The organism is Streptomyces sp. NPDC050528, assembly GCF_044457795.1.
Taxonomy (GTDB): Bacteria; Actinomycetota; Actinomycetes; order Streptomycetales; family Streptomycetaceae; genus Streptomyces.
On the sequence record NZ_JBITHH010000011.1, the window covers coordinates 55737 to 77433 of the forward strand.

Below are 21697 nucleotides of genomic sequence, written 5' to 3' on the forward strand. Positions count from 1 at the left end.
CGGGTCGGCGGGTCGGCGGGTCGGCGGGTCGGCGGGTCGGCGGGTCGGCGGGTCGGCGGGTCGGCGGGTCGGCGGGTCGGCGGGTCGGCGGGTCGGCGGGTCGGGGGATGCGGGGTGGCGCGGGCGCCGGCGGTGCTCAGCCCCCGCGGCAGACGGTCACATGTTGGCGCCTTGCACGGGTGGGCGGGTGGGAGAGGTCTTGTGGGGAGGGGACACGCTGGACGCATGTCACCCGTCGTCGTAACGTCGACCCGTCCCGCTAACTAGCGCTGATAGTTTTAAACGCCGGAGGCCCTGTCATGGCTGCGTCCCCGAAGTTGCCCCCCTTCGACCCCGCCGACCCCCTCGGCATCGACGACCTGCTCGACCCCGAGGACCTCGCGATCCGGGACACCGTCCGGACGTGGGCCGCGGACAGGGTGCTGCCGTACGTCGCCGAGTGGTACGAGAACGGGGAGTTGCCCGGGATCAGGGAGCTCGCCCGCGAACTCGGTGGCATCGGGGCGCTCGGGATGTCGCTCAGCGGGTACGGGTGCGCCGGTGCCTCCGCCGTTCAATACGGGCTCGCCTGCCTGGAGTTGGAGGCCGCGGACTCCGGGATCCGGTCGCTCGTGTCCGTGCAGGGGTCCCTCGCGATGTACGCCATCCACCGCTTCGGGAGTGAGGAGCAGAAGCAGGCGTGGCTGCCGCGCATGGCCTCCGGCGACGTCATCGGCTGCTTCGGGCTCACCGAACCCGACCACGGTTCCGACCCCGCCGGCATGCGCACCTACGCCAAGCGCGACGCCGGCGACTGGGTCCTCAACGGCCGGAAGATGTGGATCACCAACGGCTCGGTGGCCGGCGTCGCCGTCGTATGGGCGCAGACCGACGACGGGATCCGCGGGTTCGTCGTGCCGACCGACGCGGCCGGATTCTCCGCCCCGGAGATCAAGCACAAATGGTCACTCCGCGCATCCGTCACCAGCGAACTCGTCCTCGACGACGTCCGGTTGCCCGCCGACGCCGTGCTTCCGGAGGTCGTAGGACTGAAGGGTCCGCTCAGCTGTCTGTCGCACGCTCGTTACGGAATCGTGTGGGGCGCGATGGGCGCGGCGCGCGCTTCCTTCGAGTCCGCCGTCGAATACGCGAAGACCCGGGAGCAGTTCGGGCGGCCCATCGGCGGCTTCCAGCTCACCCAGGCCAAGCTCGCCGACATGGCGGTCGAACTGCACAAGGGGATTCTGCTCGCCCATCACCTGGGGCGGCGCATGGACGCCGGGCGCCTGCGTCCCGAGCAGGTCAGCTTCGGCAAGCTGAACAACGTACGAGAGGCCATCGAGATCTGTCGTACGGCACGAACGATCCTCGGTGCCAACGGGATCTCACTGGAGTACCCCGTGATGCGGCACGCGACGAACCTGGAGTCGGTGCTCACGTACGAGGGCACCGTCGAGATGCACCAGCTCGTGCTGGGCAAGGCGCTCACCGGACTCGACGCCTTCCGGTAGGAAGACCCGAAGACCTCTGATCAACGCTGATCAACCCTGCGGGAGGCAGGGCCGGTAAGCGGCCCTGCCTCAGCTCTGGTTGAAGAATCCGTCCTCACGGCGCACGGCGGGGTCGCCGCTGACGATCTCCGTGTTGGCGGGGGTCAGCAGGAAGACACGGTTCGCGACCCGCTCGATCGTGCCGCGCAGGCCGAAGGTCAGGCCGGCCGCGAAGTCGACCACGCGCTTGGCGTCGGTCGCCTCCATCGCCGTGAGGTTCACGATCACCGGAACCCCTTCCCGGAACAGCTCGCCGATCGCGCGGGCGTCGCGGAAGCTGTCCGGGGTGACCGTGCCGATCCGCCGGCCCTTCACCTCGGCGACGTCCTCCGCCACCTTCACCCGCGGATCCGTGACCCAGGCATCCCCGGGCTGCTCGGTCCCTTCGGAGTAGTCGTCGTCGTAGTAACGCTCGTCATCGTTGTCGTCAACGAGTCCAAGCCAAGCACTCGCCTTGCGTACCGATCCCATGGACGCCTCCTCTCACAGCGGTCTTACTTGCTTTCCGCATCCCTATGGTCATCCATGATGCGGATCGCGCGCCAAGTGGATAGACGCCGCGCGGGGGGTTTGTGACGCTACTGGTGCACAGCCAATACGTCGAGGGCCCCCGTGTATCAAGGGTGTTGCTGGACAAGGCTGCTGACTGAGAGTGAAATATGATTCTTCCCGGCGTCCGGGTGACGGCTGGTGCGTACGGGTGAACGGAGTGGTCGATGGGAAGCGGCTGCTCAACGCCCGGTCAGATGCCATATCGATCTCCGGATGCCCTGTCAGATGTCGTTCACGCCACGGGGGGTTGTCGTGTTCGGAATGGTCCGGCCTTGCAGTCACAGACTCGGTGAGAACCTCAAGACCCAGTGGATGGCGCATTTGTGCGGGCTGTGTCTCGCGCTGCGCGGGGATCACGGGCAGTTCGCGAGGATTGTCACGAACTATGACGGTTTGCTCCTCTCGGTGTTGACGGAGGCTCAGGTCGAGCGCGCGGGCGGCGGATGGCGCCGTACGGCCGGGCCCTGCCCGTTGCGCGGGATGCGGACCGCGTCCGTCGCGCAGGGCGAGGGAGCGCGGCTCGCGGCGGCCGTATCGCTGGTGCTCGCCTCCGCGAAGGTGCGTGACCATGTCGTCGACGGGGACGGGCTGCTGGCCCGCGGGCCGATGGCGCTGGCCGCGCGGCGGGTCGCCGGGAGCTGGGGGCGGGCCGGGGCGCGGACCGGTTCGGCCGTCGGGTTCGACGCCGCCGTCCTCGTCGACGCGGTGGACCGGCAACTCGGCATCGAGAGCCTCGCCGGGCTCGGCACGCCGATCCTGACCGTCACCGAACCGACCGAGACCGCCACCGCGGCCGCCTTCGCGCACACCGCGATCCTGGCCGGACGGCCCGGCAACGCCGTACCGCTCGCCGAGGCCGGGCGCCTCTTCGGGCGGCTCGCGCATCTCCTGGACGCCGTGGAGGACAAGGAGTCCGACGCCGCGTCGGGCGCCTGGAACCCCCTCACCGCGACCGGCACCCCGCTCACCGAGGCCCGCCGGCTCGCCGACGACGCGCTGCACGGGATACGCCTCGCGCTGCGCGACGCCGAGTTCGTCGACGCCAAGCTCGCGCATCTGCTGCTCGCGCACGAACTGGGGCGCTCGGTGGACCGGGCCTTCGGCACACAGTCGTGCGGGCACGGGGCCGGGCATGGGCACGTGCCGGAGACGCAGGGAGCGTTCGGGCCGCCGCAGACGCCGTATCTGCCGGGCGATCCGCGGCACGGCGGCAATCCCTACGGCGGTGAGCCCCCGCGGCCCGAGAGGCGCGGTTTCTGGGCCGGGTGCGCCGTCGCCCTCGGGCTCTGCTGCACCTGCAAGGTGTGCTGCGCCGACGAGTTCGAGGGACCGTGGTCGGGGCGGCGACGCGAGGGATGCTGCTCCAGCTGCGACTGCTCGTGCTGTGACGCGTGCGAATGCTGCGAATGTTGTGAATGTCTGTCGTGCTGCGACTGCTGAATATGCCGGGCGCCGCGACCAGTTGACCGTGACGGGGCGTCACCATCGTTGTATACGCGGCATTCGGCGATCATGTCCGACCTGCGAGGTCGGTCCGATCCTGTTTCAGAGCGGTAAAACAAAAACATGATCCGGTGACCGGTGTGCCATGAGTGTCGTTGGTCGGGAGCAGAACCATTTCTGCCCCAGGTTCGACTCCTGATCAACTCGCCACCCACTTAAGGCACTTCAGTGGACGTCACAACAAAAGCGACCACCAGCATCCGCACCAGGCTGCTGAGGATTCTGGTCCTCGCTCTCGCGGTTCTGCTCGTCCTGCTCGGTATCGCGGCCGCCGACCAGATCTCCGCCTATCGCAACGCCTCCGCGACCGCCGACAACGCCCGCCTGGAGATCACCCTCCAGGGACTCGTGCACGAACTGCAGAAGGAGCGCGGACTCACCACCGGATACGTCGGCGGAGTCCAGCAGTTCAGCGCCAAGCTGCCCGCGCAGCGCAAGGCGACCGACGCCGCGCGCGAGCAGTTGGACGTGGCCCTGAAGGGGCGTGAGGACTCCGCCGCCGGTTCCGTGCGCGAGTCCCTCGGCCGGCTCGACGGCCTCACCGGCATCCGCAAGGACGCCGACGACGGCACCGGCGTGGTGAAGGACACCTTCGACTACTTCACCACCACGATCACCGTCCTCGACCGGCTCGACCTCGGCCTCGAAGACGTGCACGACGGCACCCTGCGCGACGCCTACCAGGCGCTCCAAGTCCTCGGCAACGCCAAGGAGTTCACCGGCGAGGAGCGGGCCATCGTGCTCGGCTCGGTCCGCGCCGGGAAGTTCCGCGGCGACGACTACAGCCGGTTCATGGAGATCCGCGCCGGACGCCTCGCCGCCCTCGACGCCTTCCCGCGCTCGGCCACCGCCGTGCAGGCACGGCGCCTGAACACCGCCCTCACCACCCCCGACGCCGAGCGCGCGCTGGCGTACGAGAGCAAGGCGGTGCACGGCACCGGGAAGCTGAAGTCGAGCGCGATCCCGCCCATGGCGTGGTGGGACTCGATGACCTCCACCATCAATGGGATGCGGAACGTCCAGATCACCCTCGGCACCGATGTCGAGAACAGGGCCGCCCAGCTGGAGAGTTCGGCCCAGCGCGACCTGCTGCTGTTCCTGCTGCTCGCCCTCGCGACGGTCACCGCGCTCGGCGCGCTGGCCCTCGACTGCGTACGGTCCGTCTCCACGCCGCTCGTCGAACTCGCCCGGCAGGCACGGGAGGTGGCCGGCAGCAGGCTGCCGCAGGCCGTGGCCGCCGTACAGGACGGGTCGTCCGGGGCGGCGCCGAAGCCGCCCGCTCCGCTCGCCGTCGCCGACAAGGCGGGGGCCGAAGTGCGGGAGGTGGCCGACGCGTTCGACCGGGTGCAGCGGTCCGCCTTCGAACTCGCCACCGAACAAGCCGTGTTGCGGCGCAACGCCACCGACTCCCTGGTGAGCCTGGGGCGTCGCAACCAGAACCTGGTGCGCCGTCAGATCAGCTTCATCAACAAGCTGGAGCACGAGGACGCCGACCCCGCGACCCTCGCCAACCTCTTCGAACTCGACCACCTGGCCACCCGTATGCGCCGCAACGCCGAAAGCCTCCTCGTGCTCGCCGGGGAGTCCAGCCCCCGCCCCTGGTCCACGCCGCTGGCCGTCAACGACGTGCTGCGCGCCGCGCTGTCCGAGGTCGAGGAGTACCGCCGGGTCACCCTGCGCCGGATCGAGCCCGCGTTCGTCACCGGCTCCGTCGTCGTCGAAATCGCCCACCTGCTCGCCGAGTTGGTGGAGAACGCGCTGAGCTTCTCGCCGCCGGACTCCGACGTGGAGATCGAGGGGCGGCGCACCAGCGCCGGGTATCTGGTCGCGATCGTCGACCACGGCTTCGGCATGGACAACCAGGCCCTCGCCGAGGCCAACGTACGACTCTCCGGCACCGCCAGCTTCATGGCCGAACCCACCCGGTTCCTGGGCCACTTCGTGGTCGGCGCGCTCGCCCGCAAGTGCGGTATCGAGGTACGGCTCGGCGAGGCACCGGCGGCCGGTGTGGTCGCCCGAGTCCTCATCCCCGCGGGGCTGTTGACGGAGAAGGCGGTCGAGGCGGCGCCGGTTCCCGCCCCGAGGAAGGCGGAGACGGAGGAGATGAAGAACGAGGAGACCGAAGCGGTGGCCGCCCCGGTAGTGGCCAAGGGCGGTTCGTCCGCCGCGCGCACCCGGAACGGGTTGGTCAAGCGGCCCCAGCGCAGCGGCATCGCGGCGGCGGTGAGCGAGACCGACCGGACCGGCCGGCCCGCCCCCACCACACCGCCCAACCCGGAACGGAGTCCCGAGCAGGTCTCCGGGATGCTCTCCACCCTGCGCAGCGCCCACATGCGGGGCGGGATCAGCGTCGAGAAGGAGAAGCAGCAGAAGACCGAGAAGAGTGCCGCGAAGCACGCCGACACGAACGAGGGTGCCGCCAAGTGACCACCGTCGACACCCCGCACGACTCGCAGACCTTCAACTGGCTGCTCGCCAACTTCGTCAAGAGCACCGACGGTGTACGCGACGCGGTCGCCGTCTCCTCCGACGGGCTGCTCATCGCCGTGTCGGACGGGCTCGGGCGCACCGAGGCCGACCATCTCGCCGCGATCGTCTCGGGGTTGAGCAGTCTGGCCCGCAGCGCGTCCAAGCGGTACAGCTTCGACGGGGTCAAGCTCATCATGATCGAGATGGGCCGCGGTTTCCTGCTCGTCTCGGCGATCCGGGACGGCAGCTGTCTCGGTGTCCTCGCCGACAGCAGCGGTGAACTGGGCCTGGTCGGCTACGAGATGGCGGTGCTCGCGGAGCGGGCGGGTGATCTGCTCACCCCGACGCTCATCGCCGATCTGCGGCAGGCGTTGCCCCGGTGAACGGTGAACAGCCCAGGGACGTAGAACCTGACGAGGACGCGACGTTCGTCCGGCCGTTCATCATCACCGGCGGCCGGTCCGAGCCTCTCCAGGCCGATCTGCGGCTGGAGACGCTGGTCGTCGCCGTCGGCGTGCCGGATCCGTCGCTCGCGTTCGAGCGGCGCCACATCGTCGCGGTGTGCGAACAGCCGACGACCGTCGCCGAGGTGGCGCACCGCGTCGGCGTACCCCTCGGAGTGGCCAAGGTGCTGATCTCCGACCTCGTCGTCGCCGGGCAACTCGCCTGCCGGCAACCCGCGGAGCTGCCGCTCCCGATGCTCGAAAGGATCAGGGACCATGTCCGGGCGCTCTGACAAGATCGTGCCGCTGGCCGTGAAGATCGTGGTCAGCGGCGGCCTCGGGGTCGGCAAGACCACGTTCATCGGGGCCATTTCGGAGATCGAACCCCTCGACACGGAGGCGGCGATCACCCAAGTCTCCGTCGGTGTCGACTCGTTGGAGGGCGTCGAGGCGAAGACCACGACCACCGTCGCCCTCGACTTCGGGCGGATCACCCTCGACCCGACGATCGCCCTGTATCTGTTCGGGACGCCCGGGCAGGACCGATTCTCGTTCCTCTGGGACGACTTGGTCGAGGGCGCGCTCGGCACGGTGGTCCTCGTGGACACTCGGCGGATCGAGGACTGTTTCCCTGCGGTGGACTACTTCGAGTCGCAGGGGGCGCCGTTCGTTCTCGCGGTGAACCGGTTCGACGGGGCGGAGCGGTTCGATGTGGACGAGGTCCGGGAGGCGCTGGGGTTGGGGGTGGATGTGCCGGTGCTGGAGTGTGATGCGCGTGAACGGGACTCTGTGCGGGACGTGTTGGGGGCGTTGATGGATCGGGTGATCGGGGTTCGGGCCACACCACGACGCCGCACGGCCGCCCTGACACGGTAGACGGAGGGAAGCCAGGGGGTCGGACCGCGAACCCGACCCCCTACGGCCCTAGTTCTTCAGTTCCGGTGGGGACACTTGCGACTTGGCTATCGCCGAGCCCGTCGTGCCCCACTTCTTGAGGATCTTGTTGTACGTGCCGTCCGCGATCAGCTTGTTCACCGCGGCCTGGAACGCCGGCGCCAGCTTCGTGCCCTTCTTGAAGGCGAAGCCGACGTCCAGGCGGTGGAACTCGTTGAGGAACTTGACGCCGGTCTGCTGGGCGACGGCGTAGCGGAGGCCGTTGATCGTGGACATCACGACGTCGCTGCGGCCCTGTTGGAGGGACGACCAGATCGCGCCGGACTCGCTGTAGGTCTGCACGCTGTACGCCTTCTTGCCGGCGTCCGTGCAGACCTTCTTGTTCTCCTCAAGGGTGGCCTCGAACGTGGTGCCCGCGCCGGTCGCGACGTTGAGGCCGCACAGCTGCTTGAGGTCGGTGATCTTGCCGAGCTTGCTGTCCTTGCGGGTGGCGAAGCCCTGGCCGTCGTTGATGTAGGTGACGAAGTCGATCGTCTTGCGCCGTTCGTCGGTCACGCCGAAGTTGCTGGCGCCGAAGTCGTACTTGCCGCTGTCGAGGGCGGGCAGGATCGCCTCGAAACTGGCCTGTTCCGTCTTGAGCTTGATGCCGAGGACCTTGGCGACGGCGTCCGCGAAGTCGACGTCCTGGCCGGTCAGCGTCTTGCCGTCGTCGAGGTAGGTGGTGCCGGGTGGCGTGCCGCCGACGGCCACCGCCACGGTCAGGCTCGTGGTGCCGGAGGGCAGCAGCTTCGCCGCCGCCGCGTCCTTCGGGATGGCCGAGACGACATCCGTGGTGGGGATCTTGTCGGCCTTGGCCGCCGCCGCGTTCGCCGTGGTGCCGCTCGCGTCGTCCGAGCCGGAACCGCAGGCCGTGAGCAGCAGGGCCGCCGAGGTGATCAGGGCAAAGGGTGCGAAATGCCGATAACGGGTGCGCGTGGGCGTACGCATCGTGTGCGGTCTCCTGAGAGCAAGAGTGAGCAGAACCCGAGGGGAGGGTGAGGGGGTGCGCGTGTGAAGGCGAAAGGGAGTGCGGGGAGAACGCGAGAAACGCCCGATCAGGCGGGAGTACCGGGGATCAGGGCGTGCAGTGGGTCAGCTCAACAGGAAGAGGACCACACTCGACCGAAGTCGATGTGGGAGCGCTTGACCAGCCACTGCTGTGGATGCATGAGGTAAGTGGAACAGGCATCCGGTTGGGCGTCAACCGACTTGAGACGTAGCGCTCACAGTATGGACAGCCTTGACAGCGAGGGGAAACGGCGCCGTACCCTCGGTGCACGGCCCTGCTGAGGGGCTCGGCCGTACGGCGCCACGCGGCGTTCCGTGTGAAGGCACCACCCGTGTTCGACCGACGTCACGGAGTCTTCGCATGTCTTCCCACACCCTTGCCAAAGCGTCCGCCGCACCGGACATACCGGAGCCGGCCGGCTCCCCGCGGATCGTCCCGCAGCGCCGTCTCGGCCAGTGGACGGCCGCCGTCGCCGTACTGATCCTGCTCGGGCTCGCCGTCACCTCCGTCGTCCGCAACCAGGCGTTCCAATGGGGCGTGGTCGGCGACTACTTCACCTCGGACTCCGTCCTGCGCGGCCTGTGGCTCACCCTGTGGCTGACGGCCGTGGTGATGGTGCTCGGTTTTGTCCTGGGGGCGCTGCTCGCCGCTGCCCGGCTGTCCGCCAACCCCGTGCTGCGCGGCGTCAGTTGGGGCTATGTGTGGCTGTTCCGGTCGATCCCGATCCTGGTGCAGCTGCTGCTCTGGTTCAACATCGGGGCGCTGTACCCGCAGTTGCTCGGTGTGAAGACCGTCAACCTGTTCACCCCGATCGCGGTCGCGATCATCGGCCTCACCCTGCACGAGGCCGCCTACGCCGCCGAGGTCGTCCGGGGCGGCATCCTCTCCGTCGACCGGGGTCAGGTCGAAGCCGCGCAGGCGCTCGGGCTGAGCCGGTGGCGCCGCTGGTGGCGGATCGTGCTGCCGCAGGCGATGCGCTCCATCGTGCCGCCCGCCGGGAACATGCTCATCGGCACCCTCAAGGGCACCTCGATCGTCAGCGTCATCGCCGTCCAAGACCTGCTGTTCTCCGTGCAGTTGGTCTATCACCGCACCTACCAGGTGATCCCGCTGCTGATGGTCGCCACCATCTGGTACACCGTCGTCACCTCGGTGCTCAGCGTCGGCCAGTACTACGTCGAGAAGCACTACGCCCGCGGCTCGGAGCGCACCCGATGAGCGCGGACCGGCGGACACTCGTCATCGTCGGGGCCGGGCCGCGGGGGACCGGGCTCATCGAGCGCATCGCCGCCAACGCGCCCGAGCTGTACGACAGTTCGGGCGCCGAAGGTGCCGAAGGTTCCGTAGGCGCTGAAGGTCCCGAGGGTCTCGACATCCATCTCGTCGACCCCCATCCGCCGGGCGCCGGCCGTATCTGGCGCGCCGCCCAGTCCCCGCTGCTGTGGATGAACTCGCATGCCGAGGACGTCACCATGTTCACCGACGAGACGGTGGTCATGGAGGGCCCGGTGCGGCCAGGACCCACCCTGCACGAATGGGCCGCCATCGAGGGCAGCACCTTCGCCGACCGCCAACTCCAGGGCTCCTACCTGCGCTGGGTGCACGAGGAGGCCGTGGCCGCGCTCCCGCCGGGCGTCACGGTCCACCACCACCCGCAACGGGCCGTAAGGATCAGCGGCCCGCGCGACGGCCGCCAGCAGGTGTGGCTGGAGGGCACCCCGGACCCGCTCCTCGCCGACCTCGTCGTCCTCGCCCTCGGTCACCTCGACGCCGAACTCGACGAGGACCAGCGCGAGTTGGCCGCATACGCCCGCGCCCACGACCTGGTCCATCTGCCGCCCGACTTCACCGCCGACAGCGACCTGTCCGCCCTAGCCCCCGGCGAACCCGTCCTCGTCCGCGGCTTCGGCCTCGCCTTCGTCGACCTGATGGTCCTGCTCACGGAGGGGCGTGGCGGGCGCTACGACGGCGACACCTACGTCCCCTCGGGGCAGGAGCCGGTGCTCTACGTCGGGTCGCGGCGCGGAGTGCCGTACCACTCGAAGATCGGTTACGAGTGGAGCGGTGAACGGCCGCCGCTGCCACGGTTCTTCGGGCCCGCCGAGGTCGACGCGGTGCTCGCGAAGCCGGACGGGTTCGACTTCCGGCGGGACGTATGGCCGCTGATCGAGAAGGAGTTGGGGTTCGCGCACTACCACCGGCTGTTCGGTGTGCACCCCGAGCGGACGAGCATCGCCTGGACCGACTTCGAGGAGAAGTACGCGGCCGGGGATGCGGTGGAGCGCGAGATCCTCGTGGCGTCCGCGGTGCCCGACCCCGCCGACCGGCTCGACCTCGCGGCCCTCGACCACCCGCTGGCCGGGGTGACGTACGCGTCCCAGGAGGAGTTCCAGGACGGGCTACGGGCCTATGTGGAAGGGGATCTGAGTCGCCGTCACGATCCCTCCAACAGCCCGGACTTGGCGGTCTTCCTCGGACTGCTCTCCGTCTACGGGCAGTTGATCAGGCTCGGTGACGTCGGGCCCTGGTGGCACGGCTTCTTCAGCTATCTCGCCTCCGGGCCGCCCGGACCCCGGCTGCGCCAACTCCTCGCGCTGTCCCGGGCCGGCATCGTGCGGTTCGTCGGCGCCGACATGGCCGTGGCCGCCGAGGACGGGGTGTTCCGGGCGTCGAGCGCGACCGTGCCGGGTGTGACGATCGAGGCGCGGGCGCTCGTCGAAGCGCGGTTGCCGGAGCCCACGGTCGGGCGGTCCGTCGATCCGCTCTTGCGTCAACTGCACGACGACGGGGCCGTGGTGGAGAGTCCCGAAGGGCTGCTGCGGGTGGACCGCACCGACGGGCGGCTGCTCGACGGGGACGGGCGGCCGTATCCCCGGCGGTTCGCGCTCGGGCCCTACACCGACGTACGGACGCCCGGTGCCTTCACCCGGCCGCGCACCGGCGGGCCGGCCTTCCGGCAGAACGACGCCACCGCGCGGGCCCTGCTGGCGTTCCTGCGCGACCTCGCGTGTCGGGCCTCCGCGTAGCCCTCGACCGCCAACTCCGCTGCCAGTACAAGGGATTCACACCATGACCGTCATGGTCGACATCAGGTCCGTCCACAAGAGTTTCGGGTCGCTCGACGTGCTCAAGGGCATCGACCTCGCGGTGCGCGCGGGCGAAGTCACCGTGATCCTGGGCCCGTCGGGGTCCGGCAAGTCGACGCTGCTGCGCACCATCAACCACCTGGAGAAGGTCGACCAGGGCATGATCAGCGTCGACGGCACCCTCGTCGGCTATCGGCGCTCCGGCGACAAGCTGTACGAACTGCGCGAGCGCGAGGTCCTGAAGCAGCGCACCCGGATCGGGTTCGTGTTCCAGAACTTCAACCTCTTCCCGCACCTCACCGTGCTGGACAACATCATCGAGGCACCGGTCTCCGCGCTGAAACGCCCCCGCCGAGAGGCAGTTGAGAGCGCGCGCCGACTCCTCGACCGGGTGGGGCTCGCCGACAAGGCCGACGCCTACCCGAAGCAGCTCTCCGGCGGTCAGCAGCAGCGGGTCGCGATCGCCCGCGCGCTCGCCCTGGAGCCGAAACTGCTGCTCTTCGACGAACCGACCTCCGCGCTCGACCCCGAGCTGGTCGGTGAAGTCCTCGACGTCATCAAGGACTTGGCCCACCAGGGCACCACGATGATCGTCGTCACCCATGAGATCGGCTTCGCCCGCGAGGTCGCCGACACCGTCGTCTTCATGGACGACGGCCGGATCGTCGAGCAGGGCGCCCCCACCGACGTACTCGACCGACCCCGGCACGAACGCACCCGGACCTTCTTGTCCAAGGTGCTGTGACGTGCGCAGAAAGGGACTCCCCACATGACCTCCTCGCACGGCCGGGGCCTGCATCTGGCCGCCGCCGTCGACCAGCGGTCGGCCTACGACGCCGATTCCTACGTCGAGTTGGCGCGGCTCGCCGAGAGCGGCGGCCTCGACTTCGTGACGCTCGACGACACCTTCGCGCGCCCCGGACCCGACGCCCTCGCCGTCCTGTCCCGCGTCGCCCCGGCGACCAACCGGATCGGCCTGGTGCCGACCGTGACCACTACGCACACCGAGCCCTTCCATGTGCAGGCCGCGGTCGCGACCCTCGACTGGGTCAGCCGGGGCCGGGCCGGCTGGCGGCTCGACGTGTCGACCACCGAGGGCGAGGCCCGCCTCTTCGGCCGTCGGCATGCCGCGCCCGCCGACGCGTTGTGGGCGGAGGCGGGTGAAGTCGCCGAGGTGGCAGCCCAGTTGTGGGACAGCTGGGAGGACGACGCCGAGATCCGGGACACGGCCACCGGCCGTTTCGTCGACCGCGACAAGCTGCACCACGTCGACTTCACCGGCTCCGAGTTCTCCGTCAAGGGCCCCTCGATCGTGCCCCGGCCACCGCAGGGCCACCCGGTCCGCGTGGTCGACGCCACCGAGGGTCAGGCCCGGCGGACGGCCGCCCGGTACGCCGATGTGGCCCTCGTCCGCGCGGCGAGTTCCGCGCAGGCCGGCGCCGTACGGTCCGAACTGCGGGCGTCCGCCGCGAAGTCGGGCCGCGATCCCGACACCCTGCGGGTCCTGGCGAGCCTCGTCGTCGACCTCGGCGACGGCGAGCACGCGGCCGAACCGGGCCACGGCGGGGGCGGCCCCCGGCAGACCGCGCACGGCCCGCTGTACCGGGGCGGCCCGGTCGACCTCGCGGAGCTGATCGCCGGCTGGCACGGCGACCGTACCGTCGACGGCTTCCACCTCACGCCCGTCGAACCCCGCCGCGACCTGGAGCGACTGGTCAACGGCACGGTCGCGCTGCTCCAACACCGGGGCCGCTTCCGCACGTTCTACCCGGGCAGCACGCTCAGGGAGCACTTGGGCCTGGCCCGGCCCGCCAACCAGTACGCCGTGACCGGGGGAGCGTCATGACCGTACGGGCGCGCAAGCAGATCCATCTCGCCGCGCACTTCCCCGGCGTCAACAGCACTACTGTGTGGGCCGATCCGCGGTCGAGGTCCCAGATCGCGTTCTCCTCCTTCGAGCAGCTCGCCCGCACCGCCGAACGCGGGCTCTTCGACTTCTTCTTCCTCGCCGAGGGGCTGCGACTGCGCGAACACAAGGGCCGTATCCACGACTTGGACGTCGTCGGCCGCCCCGAGTCCCTCACGGTCCTCAACGCGCTCGCCGCCGTCACCCGGCGCATCGGGCTGGCCGCCACGGTCAACGCGACCTTCAACGAGCCGTACGAACTCGCCCGCAGACTCGCCACGTTGGACCACCTGAGCGCAGGTCGTGCGGCCTGGAACGTGGTGACGTCCTCCGACGCCTTCACCGGTGAGAACTTCCGGCGCGGGGGATACCTCGACCGAGCGGACCGCTACACGCGAGCGGCCGAATTCGTGGACGTGGCACGGGAGTTGTGGGACTCCTGGACCCCGGACGGAGTGTCCCGCCCCTTCGCCCACCGGGGCCAACACTTCGACATCGCGGGCGAGTTCACCGTGCCGCGCTCACCGCAGGGGCACCCGGTCGTCATCCAGGCCGGGGACTCGGGGGAGGGCCGGGAGTTCGCGGCACGCACCGCCGACGTCATCTTCACCCGGCACGGCACGCTGGAGGACGGCCGTGCCTTCTACGCCGACGTGAAGGGACGCCTCGCCAAGTACGGCCGTAGCGCGGACGATCTCAAGATCATGCCCGGCGTCAGCGTCGTCCTCGGCGACACCGCGGCCGAGGCGCAGGAGCGGGCCGCCGAGATCCGGCGGCAGCAGGTCTCCCCGCAGAACGCGATCCTCGCCCTGGAACAGATCTGGGGCACGGACCTCTCCGCCTACGACCCCGACGGCCCGTTCCCCGACATCGACCCGGTGCCGGACGCGTCGCTCACCCAGGGGCGGACCCGGCGCGGTGACACCGTCGCGATGGCCGAAAAGTGGCGGGCGCTGTCGCGGGAGAAGGGGCTGTCCATCCGGCAGACCGTGATCGAGGCGAGCGGCCGGCAGTCCTTCATCGGCACCCCGGAGGCGGTCGCCGCCGAACTGGAGACCTTCGTACGACAGGACGCCGCCGACGGCTTCGTCCTGGTCCCGCATCTCACCCCGGGCGGCCTCGACGAGTTCGTGGACCGGGTGGTTCCGCTGCTCCAGGAACGCCGCGTGTTCCGCACGGAATACCGGGGCACGACCCTGCGCTCACACCTCGGGCTCCCCGACCCGGCAGGCAGGGAAGGGGTGACCACGCGACGACAGGACTGAGCGCACGACGATGGAGCTGACGGCATGACCTCGGACGCGGCCGACGAGTGGAGACAGTGGCACGAGCACCGCACGGAGACGGTGTCCGGTCCCTACGGACCCCTCGCCCTGACCGGCACGCACTGGCTGGAAGACCACCCGGACGGTCACCTTCCGGACATCCCCGGCGGATGGCTTCTCGACGGTGACGCGGTCGTCCTCACCGCGACGGCGGCCGACGGACTGACCGTCGACGGGGAACCCTTCGCCGGCGAGATCCGCCTCGGCGCGGACACCGGCCCGGTGAGCACGGCCCGCGTCGGCCTCGGCGAGCGCCGGCTGCCCGTCCTGATCCGCGAAGGCCTGTGGTGCGTGCGCGACTACGACCCCGACTCGGCGGCGCGGCGCGCGTTCCGGGGCGTCGAGGTCACGCCGTACGACCCGCGCTGGTCGGTGCCGGGGCGCTTCACGCCGTACGACGCACCGCGCACCGTGCGGGTCGACGCGGCGGACGGTGCCGAGCGTGGGCTCGGGCTCGCGGGTGAACTCGCCTTCCGGGTCGGCGGGTTGGAGGCGACCTTGCAGGTGGCGGTGCAGGGCGACGGGGCGTTGTGGGCGGTGTTCGCCGACTCCACGAGCGGGGACGGCAGTTACCGGTTCCGGTTCCTGTACCCGGCGGCGCCCGACGCGGAGGGGCGCACGACGGTCGACTTCAACCGGGCGATGCTCCCACCGTGCGCGTTCGCCGAACATTTCATCTGCCCTTTCCCGCCGCCGGGGAATACGCTGGGCCTCGCGGTCGAGGCGGGGGAGCGCACCCTTCGGCAGACGGTGCGCTGACCTGCGGCGGGCCGGGTTTCGGCCCACTGCTTTGGGGTGATCAACTCGCGTAGACCGTGGGCCAGTTGAAGGCCGTACGGCCGAAAGGCGCCCTTGCGCCCATCGGCAGGGCGGCCGAATACTCCCCCACAGCGCTTGTCAGGAGCACGGCGTGTTCGGAAACCGGACGCCCGACCCCGACTGCGCCTCACGGGCCCCGACCCCACGCGGGCCCCCGAATTCCCCTAGGAGGGAACGAAACGTGAGGATCAAGCGCACCACCCCGCGCAGCGGAATCGCGAGACGGACCAGGCTGATCGCCGTGGCCACCGGATTCGTCGCCGCTGCCGCGTTCGCCGTCCCCACCGCGAGCGCCAGTGACGCCCACACGTTCAGCGCCACCCAGCTTTCCGCGGCCAACTCGTCCGTGCTCAAGGCCGATGTCCCGGGTACCGCCTGGGCCGTCGACAGCACGACGAACCGTGTCGTCGTCACCGTCGACAGCACGGTCTCCCAGGCCGAGATCGCGAAGATCAAGTCGCAGGCGGGCAGCACCGCCGACGCGATCACCATCAAGCACACGGCCGGTCAGTTCAAGAAGCTGATCACCGGTGGCGACGCCATCTACGGCGGCGCGTACCGCTGCTCGCTCGGCTTCAACGTGCACAGCGGGAGCACGTACTACTTCCTGACCGCCGGGCACTGCGGTGAGGTCGCCTCCACCTGGTACTCCAACTCGGGGCACACCACGGTGCTGGGCACGAACGTCGGCTACAGCTTCCCGACCAACGACTTCGCGCTGGTCAAGTACACCAACACCTCGATCGCCCACCCGAGCGCGGTCGGCAGCCAGACCATCTCCAGCGCGGCCACGCCGAGCGTGGGCACCACCGTCTACCGGCGCGGCTCCACCACCGGCACGCACAGCGGCCGGGTCACCGCCCTGAACGCCACCGTCAACTACGGCAGCGGCGACATCGTCTACGGCATGATCCAGACCACGGTCTGCGCCGAGGGCGGCGACAGCGGCGGTCCGCTCTACGGCGGCACCGTGGCCTACGGTCTGACCTCGGGCGGCAGCGGCGACTGCACCTCCGGCGGCACGACCTTCTTCCAGCCGGTCACCGAGGCGCTGAGCTACTACGGCGTGAGCGTCGGCTGACGCCCGCCTGAACGTCTTCCGCTCCGGACTGCAGCCGGCGGCGAAGCGAGGGCCTGTCCGGCGGATCAGGTCGCAGGAAATCGGCGGTGCCTGATCAGTGCCGGTGAGCGGGGTGTGGTGCGTGCAGCTGCAAGGCGGAGGAGGGAGTCGACGCGGAGCGTCGGCGACCGACGACAACGCCGCTGGGGGTCCCCCCACGCTTTAGGCAGTGGGGGAGTGCGTGCCACACCCCGCGTCTGCGACAGGATCCGCCGGACAGGCCCTGAGTCCCCGTACGCAACTGGCGTGCGGGGGCTCGCTCTTGTGCGTGGCGCGGAGTTACCGTCGTTGTATCGAAGCAGGCACCTGATGCGCCACGTCGGACCCTGGGGGCCGTGATGGTCGAGGAGCTGGTGACGGCGGGAGTGACGCTCGCGTCCGTCGGAGTGGTGTACGCGATGGCGGCGGCGCGGGTCGTCAAACAGTACGAGCGGGGCGTGGTGTTCCGGCTCGGCAGGCTGCGGCCCGAGGTGCGCGGGGCCGGCTTCACGATGGTCGTCCCGTTCGTGGACAAGCTCCGCAAGGTCAACATGCAGATCGTGACGATGCCCGTCCCCGCGCAGGAGGGCATCACCCGCGACAACGTGACGGTCCGGGTGGACGCGGTCGTCTACTTCAAGGTCGTCGACGCGGCGGACGCGCTCGTGCAGGTCGAGGACTACCGGTTCGCCGTCTCGCAGATGGCGCAGACCTCGCTGCGGTCGATCATCGGCAAGAGCGACCTGGATGATCTGCTCTCCAATCGCGAAAAGCTCAACCAGGGGCTGGAGTTGATGATCGACAGCCCGTCCATCGGCTGGGGCGTGCAGATCGACCGCGTCGAGATCAAGGACGTGTCGCTGCCCGAGACCATGAAGCGCTCGATGGCCCGCCAGGCCGAGGCCGACCGCGAACGCCGGGCCCGGATCATCAACGCGGACGCCGAGTTGCAGGCCTCGAAGAAACTCGCCGAGGCCGCCGAGCAGATGTCCGAGCAGCCCGCCGCGCTCCAACTCCGGCTGCTGCAAACGGTGGTGGCGGTCGCGGCCGAGAAGAACTCGACGCTGGTGCTGCCCTTCCCGGTCGAGCTGCTCCGGTTCCTGGAGCGGGCGGCCCCGGCTCCGGCCGCCCCGGCCGCGCCTGCCGCGCCCGCAGTGCCGGCGGCACCCGTGACGCCGGTTGCCCCTGTGGCGCCGCAACCGGTGCACGAGCAACTTCCGCCCGCCGAGCCCCAGTCGGATCCGGACTCCGATGGGGCGATTTCAAGACAGGACTAGACCTCACCGGCTGATGAGCGTCACTCGCGCGCAGTGTTTGCACTGCGAATGGCCTGGGGTGACCGTGAACAGTCAAAGCGAGGGGGGGCGTGCAACCGCGTTCCGCGCTCGACCTGAAGTCGACCTTGTGCGCTCCCTGTGCGATTAGGAAGAGTAGGCGCTCGTCAACCTACCTTTCGGCCGGTCGGGTCCCCATAACCTGGCGGGCCGACCCCCCCCCACAGGAGGACACGAGTTGAAGCACCGACGCATACCCAGGCGCCGGGTGGCCGTGGCGGGTGCGGGTATAGCCGCACTGGTCGTCGCGGGAGTCACCTTGCAGAGTGCGAACGCCAGCGAGACCACGCCGGCGGCCGCACCCCACACCCTCTCGGCCCTCGCGGCCGGAAAGCTCGCCTCGACGCTCGGCAAGAACCTCGGCACGGACGCGGCCGGCACGTTCTACGACGCGAAGACCAAGAGCCTCGTGGTGAACGTGCTCGACCAGAACGCCGCCGACACCGTCGAGGCGGCCGGCGCCAAGGCGAGAATCGTCGAGAACTCCCTCGCCGAACTGGCGGGCGCCCGCATGACCCTGAAGCAGGACGCCACCATCCCCGGCACCTCGTGGGCGACCGACCCCACCACCAACAAGGTCGTCGTCACCGCCGACCGCACGGTTTCCGCCGCCGAGTGGACCAAGCTCACCAAGGTCGTCGACGGACTCGGTGCCAAGGCCGAACTCCAGCGCACCCAGGGGGAGTTCAAGCCCTTCATCGCGGGCGGCGACGCCATCTCCGGCTCGGGCGGCCGCTGTTCGCTCGGCTTCAACGTGGTCAAGGGCGGCGCGCCGTACTTCATCACCGCCGGGCACTGCACCGAGGCCATCTCCACCTGGTCCGACTCCAGCGGCAACGAGATCGGCACGAACGAGCAGTCCAGCTTCCCGGACAACGACTTCGGCCTGGTCAAGTACACCTCGGACGTCGCCCACCCGAGCGCGGTCGACCTCTACAACGGCTCCTCGCAGACCATCACCCACGCCGCCGCCGCGACGGTCGGCGAGAAGGTGACCCGCAGCGGCTCGACGACCCAGGTGCACACCGGCACGGTCACCGGCCTGGACGCCACCGTGAACTACGGCAACGGCGACATCGTCAACGGCCTGATCCAGACCGACGTCTGCGCCGAGCCCGGTGACAGCGGCGGCTCGCTCTTCGACGGCGACGCGGCGATCGGCCTCACCTCCGGCGGCAGCGGCGACTGCACCTCAGGCGGCGAGACCTTCTTCCAGCCGGTCACCGAGGCACTGTCGACGTTCGGGGCGCAGATCGGCTGACCTGCCCACAGGGTGGTGCGAAGTCCCGCTCCCGCGCGCGAGGGAGCGGGACTTTCGTGTCTGTGCGGTCGGCTCAGCGCTTCGGCCAGTACCACAGCGGTTCGTCCAGCGGCCCCTCGCGCCCCGCCACCGTCGTCTGCCCGAACTCCTTCACCAGCTCTATGGAGTTGACGTCGAGACGGTGCCGTATCGCGCCCTTCTGGAGGGCGTCCGCGAGTGGTCGGGCGTGGGTGACCACCACGATCTGGGTGTCCTTGGTGGCGGTGAGGATCAGATCGGCGAGGGGTGGGATCAGGTCCGGGTGGAGACTCGTCTCCGGTTCGTTCAGCACGAGCAGCGACGGGGGCCGGGGTGTCAACAGCGCCGCCGCCCACAGGAGATAGCGCAGGGTGCCGTCCGACAGCTCGGCGGCGGTCAGCGGGCGCAGCAGGCCGTGCTGGCGCAGGCCGAGCCGGAAGCGGCCGCCGAGGTCGGCGATCTGGACCCGGCTGCCCGGGAAGGCCGCGTCCACGGCCGTGTCCAGCGCCTCGGCGTCCCCGACCTCGCGGATCGTCTGCAGGGCGGCGGCCAGGTCGGAGCCGTCGCCGCTGAGCACGGGCGTGCGGGTGCCGATCCGGTCGGCCCGGGCCGGCGCGTGCGCGTCGGTGCGGACATGGTCGTAGAACCGCCAGGACCTGATGAACTCCCGGACCGCCAGGACGTCGGGGGCGTGCTGGGGGTCGGCCAGTTCGCCGAGCATGCTGTCGTACGGGCGCAGGGTGCCGTGGGCGCGGGACCAGCCGCCGCCCGCGCCGCGCAACTTGACGACGGCTCCCGCGCGGTCGGAGAGCGTCGAGGCCGGGCGCAGGACGGGGCCGCTCCAGATGGACTCGCGTTTGATCTCCGGGTCGAGGTTGAACATCGACGGCGCCTCGCCCGCGCCCGAGGAGGGACTCGGGTGCCCGAAGTCGACCGCGTACCCGAACTCGTCGCCCGCGAAGCCCAGTTGCAGACTGACCGGGCCCGAGCGGACCGTGCCCTGCACCGGATGTCTGCCCTCGCGCACCGCGCGGCTGATCGTCTCCGGGCCCGCCCACAGCACCGACGGCAGCCCGCCCTCCTGCGCGAGCGCGGCCACGGCGCCGCCGCGCGCGGACTCGGCGAGCAGGCGCAGCGAGCGGTAGAGGCTCGACTTGCCCGTGCCGTTCGCCCCCGTGATCACGTTCAGTCGCGTCAGCGGGACGATCAGGCGGCGCAGGGAACGGTAGTTCTCGACGGCGAGGGTGCTGATCATGTGTCCAGGGTTGCAGACGGGTCTGACAACGCCGGTCGGTCCAGGAGGTCCTCGTGCTTCCGGCGCAGCGTCGCCGCCAGCAGGGTGACCACGATCCCGGCGAGTGCCCAGGCCGACAGGACCAGCAGCGGGCCGGTGACGGCGTTGCCCTTGAAGTAGGCGATCGAGCGCGCCACCCAGGTGCCGGCGCCCGGTGGCAGCGCGGGCCCGATCGCGTTCCAGAACGGCGGCAGCAGCGGCAGCGGGAAGGCGCCGCCCGCGCTCGGGTTGCCCGCGATCACCACCAGCAGGATCGCGAGACCGATGCCCACGACCCCAAAGACCCCCTGGAGAGCGAGAGTTGCCGCCCCCACGGCGAACGTGATCAGCGCGCCGAGCCCCCAGAACGCCATCACGCTGCCCGGCAGCGCGCCCAGGATCGGCCCGACGATCACCGCGCCGCCGAGGCCGCCGACGATCGCGACCAGCGCCATCACGATCAGCCGGATCACCGCGCGGCGCGGGTTGGCGGGCCGGGCGCCGGTGCTGATCGCCAGGATCGAGGCGCACAGATAGCCGCCGACGCACCAGCCGACGACCAGGTAGAAGGACGACAGCCCGTCGAAGTCCTGGGTGGAGGCCGGGGCCACGTCCACCGTCCGGACCGCGCGCTGCTCGGTCCTCTCCAGGGAGGTGGTGATGGTCTCCAGGGTGGTGGCGAGGACCGTGCCGCCGCCGGTGGCGACCAGGAGCGTGTCCGTGGTGCCGCGCGGGTCGATGACGAGGGCGCCGTCGATGTCCCGGTTCAGGATCTGCCTCCGCGCGGTCGCCGCGTCGGACACCGCGCGCGGGTCGAGCGGTGAGCCGGGCAACCGCTTCAGCCGGGCCACCGTCTGCTCGGCCGTGACCTGAGGAGCGACGACCCCGAAGGCCACATCCCTGGGCTTCGGGTTGTGCAGCGCCCCTACGTAGGAGGCGATGAAGAGCAACTGAAGGGCGACCACACCGACGACGAGCAGAGTGGCCCGCAGGCTGACCGCGTCCTTCACCTCACCGAGAAAGGACGTACGGGACGTACCGGCACCGGGGGTCTCTGTCATGTCCTCACGGTCTCGGCGGCCCGGTGTTTGCGCAGGTGGGAAGGGTCCGAACGGATGTCGCACACGCGTTCGAGAAT

General features: G+C 70.1%; 19 protein-coding genes. 15 read left to right on the forward strand and 4 right to left on the reverse strand.

The window, feature by feature from the left end:
- Positions 1–299 precede the first annotated feature (299 nt).
- Positions 300–1490, forward strand: a complete 1191-nt coding sequence (locus tag ACIBK4_RS33680) for an acyl-CoA dehydrogenase family protein (RefSeq protein ID WP_399000897.1) — start codon at positions 300–302, stop codon at positions 1488–1490.
- A 69-nt stretch (positions 1491–1559) separates the two neighbouring features.
- Here the strand turns inward: ACIBK4_RS33680 and ACIBK4_RS33685 are convergent, their stop codons facing one another.
- On the reverse strand, positions 1560–2000 hold the full coding sequence (locus tag ACIBK4_RS33685; RefSeq protein ID WP_019059292.1) for a cell division protein SepF: 441 nt from the start codon (positions 1998–2000) through the stop codon (positions 1560–1562).
- Positions 2001–2333: 333 nt separating this feature from the next.
- Here ACIBK4_RS33685 and ACIBK4_RS33690 point away from each other — a divergent pair, with 333 nt between their 5' ends.
- The 5 genes from ACIBK4_RS33690 to ACIBK4_RS33710 all read left to right on the forward strand — a co-directional run bounded on the left by ACIBK4_RS33690 (position 2334) and on the right by ACIBK4_RS33710 (position 7372).
- Positions 2334–3521: a DUF5685 family protein gene (locus ACIBK4_RS33690; protein WP_399000899.1), complete on the forward strand. Its 1188-nt coding sequence runs from the start codon at positions 2334–2336 to the stop codon at positions 3519–3521.
- 231 nt (positions 3522–3752) lie between these two features.
- Positions 3753–6011: a nitrate- and nitrite sensing domain-containing protein gene (locus ACIBK4_RS33695; protein ID WP_399000902.1), complete on the forward strand. Its 2259-nt coding sequence runs from the start codon at positions 3753–3755 to the stop codon at positions 6009–6011.
- The gene (locus ACIBK4_RS33700) at positions 6008–6436 is read left to right on the forward strand and encodes a roadblock/LC7 domain-containing protein (RefSeq protein ID WP_033286269.1); all 429 of its coding nucleotides are present in this window, start codon (positions 6008–6010) and stop codon (positions 6434–6436) included. The genes ACIBK4_RS33695 and ACIBK4_RS33700 overlap by 4 nt, the downstream gene beginning before the upstream one ends.
- Entirely contained in the window at positions 6433–6789 is a 357-nt protein-coding gene (locus ACIBK4_RS33705; RefSeq protein ID WP_033286270.1) for a DUF742 domain-containing protein, read from the forward strand. Before ACIBK4_RS33700 ends, ACIBK4_RS33705 begins: the two co-directional genes overlap by 4 nt.
- The gene (locus ACIBK4_RS33710; RefSeq protein WP_399000905.1) at positions 6773–7372 is read left to right on the forward strand and encodes a GTP-binding protein; all 600 of its coding nucleotides are present in this window, start codon (positions 6773–6775) and stop codon (positions 7370–7372) included. The genes ACIBK4_RS33705 and ACIBK4_RS33710 overlap by 17 nt, the downstream gene beginning before the upstream one ends.
- Before the next feature lie 48 nt (positions 7373–7420).
- Here the strand turns inward: ACIBK4_RS33710 and ACIBK4_RS33715 are convergent, their stop codons facing one another.
- The gene (locus ACIBK4_RS33715) at positions 7421–8377 is read right to left on the reverse strand and encodes an ABC transporter substrate-binding protein (protein ID WP_399000907.1); all 957 of its coding nucleotides are present in this window, start codon (positions 8375–8377) and stop codon (positions 7421–7423) included.
- A gap of 421 nt (positions 8378–8798) precedes the next feature.
- On the opposite strand from ACIBK4_RS33715, the gene ACIBK4_RS33720 reads away from it, so the two are divergent.
- The 9 genes from ACIBK4_RS33720 to ACIBK4_RS33760 all read left to right on the forward strand — a co-directional run bounded on the left by ACIBK4_RS33720 (position 8799) and on the right by ACIBK4_RS33760 (position 19268).
- Positions 8799–9656 (forward strand): amino acid ABC transporter permease, encoded by an 858-nt coding sequence (locus ACIBK4_RS33720; protein WP_399000908.1) that lies wholly within the window; start codon positions 8799–8801, stop codon positions 9654–9656.
- A complete protein-coding gene (locus tag ACIBK4_RS33725) occupies positions 9653–11464 on the forward strand; it encodes an FAD/NAD(P)-binding protein (protein ID WP_399000910.1) in 1812 nt (603 codons plus the stop codon). The genes ACIBK4_RS33720 and ACIBK4_RS33725 overlap by 4 nt, the downstream gene beginning before the upstream one ends.
- A gap of 43 nt (positions 11465–11507) precedes the next feature.
- Entirely contained in the window at positions 11508–12269 is a 762-nt protein-coding gene (locus tag ACIBK4_RS33730) for an amino acid ABC transporter ATP-binding protein (RefSeq protein ID WP_399000912.1), read from the forward strand.
- Between the two features lie 24 nt (positions 12270–12293).
- Positions 12294–13370, forward strand: coding sequence for an LLM class flavin-dependent oxidoreductase (locus ACIBK4_RS33735; RefSeq protein WP_399000914.1), 1077 nt, complete (start codon positions 12294–12296; stop codon positions 13368–13370).
- Positions 13367–14695: an NtaA/DmoA family FMN-dependent monooxygenase gene (locus tag ACIBK4_RS33740; protein WP_399000916.1), complete on the forward strand. Its 1329-nt coding sequence runs from the start codon at positions 13367–13369 to the stop codon at positions 14693–14695. The genes ACIBK4_RS33735 and ACIBK4_RS33740 overlap by 4 nt, the downstream gene beginning before the upstream one ends.
- A 24-nt stretch (positions 14696–14719) precedes the next feature.
- Positions 14720–15514: a DUF1684 domain-containing protein gene (locus ACIBK4_RS33745; protein WP_399000918.1), complete on the forward strand. Its 795-nt coding sequence runs from the start codon at positions 14720–14722 to the stop codon at positions 15512–15514.
- A 241-nt stretch (positions 15515–15755) separates the two neighbouring features.
- Complete coding sequence (locus ACIBK4_RS33750; protein WP_033286275.1) at positions 15756–16655, forward strand: S1 family peptidase; 900 nt, start codon at positions 15756–15758, stop codon at positions 16653–16655.
- 377 nt (positions 16656–17032) lie between these two features.
- On the forward strand, positions 17033–17950 hold the full coding sequence (locus ACIBK4_RS33755) for a slipin family protein (protein ID WP_399001479.1): 918 nt from the start codon (positions 17033–17035) through the stop codon (positions 17948–17950).
- Positions 17951–18185: 235 nt separating this feature from the next.
- On the forward strand, positions 18186–19268 hold the full coding sequence (locus ACIBK4_RS33760; RefSeq protein ID WP_399000921.1) for a S1 family peptidase: 1083 nt from the start codon (positions 18186–18188) through the stop codon (positions 19266–19268).
- Positions 19269–19341: 73 nt separating this feature from the next.
- On the opposite strand, the gene ACIBK4_RS33765 is transcribed toward ACIBK4_RS33760, so the two are convergent.
- Together ACIBK4_RS33765 and ACIBK4_RS33770 are read right to left on the reverse strand one after the other, a co-directional pair.
- Positions 19342–20541, reverse strand: coding sequence for an AAA family ATPase (locus tag ACIBK4_RS33765; protein WP_399000923.1), 1200 nt, complete (start codon positions 20539–20541; stop codon positions 19342–19344).
- Positions 20538–21620 (reverse strand): DUF3533 domain-containing protein, encoded by a 1083-nt coding sequence (locus tag ACIBK4_RS33770; protein ID WP_399000925.1) that lies wholly within the window; start codon positions 21618–21620, stop codon positions 20538–20540. Before ACIBK4_RS33770 ends, ACIBK4_RS33765 begins: the two co-directional genes overlap by 4 nt.
- Between the last annotated feature and the right edge of the window lie 77 nt (positions 21621–21697).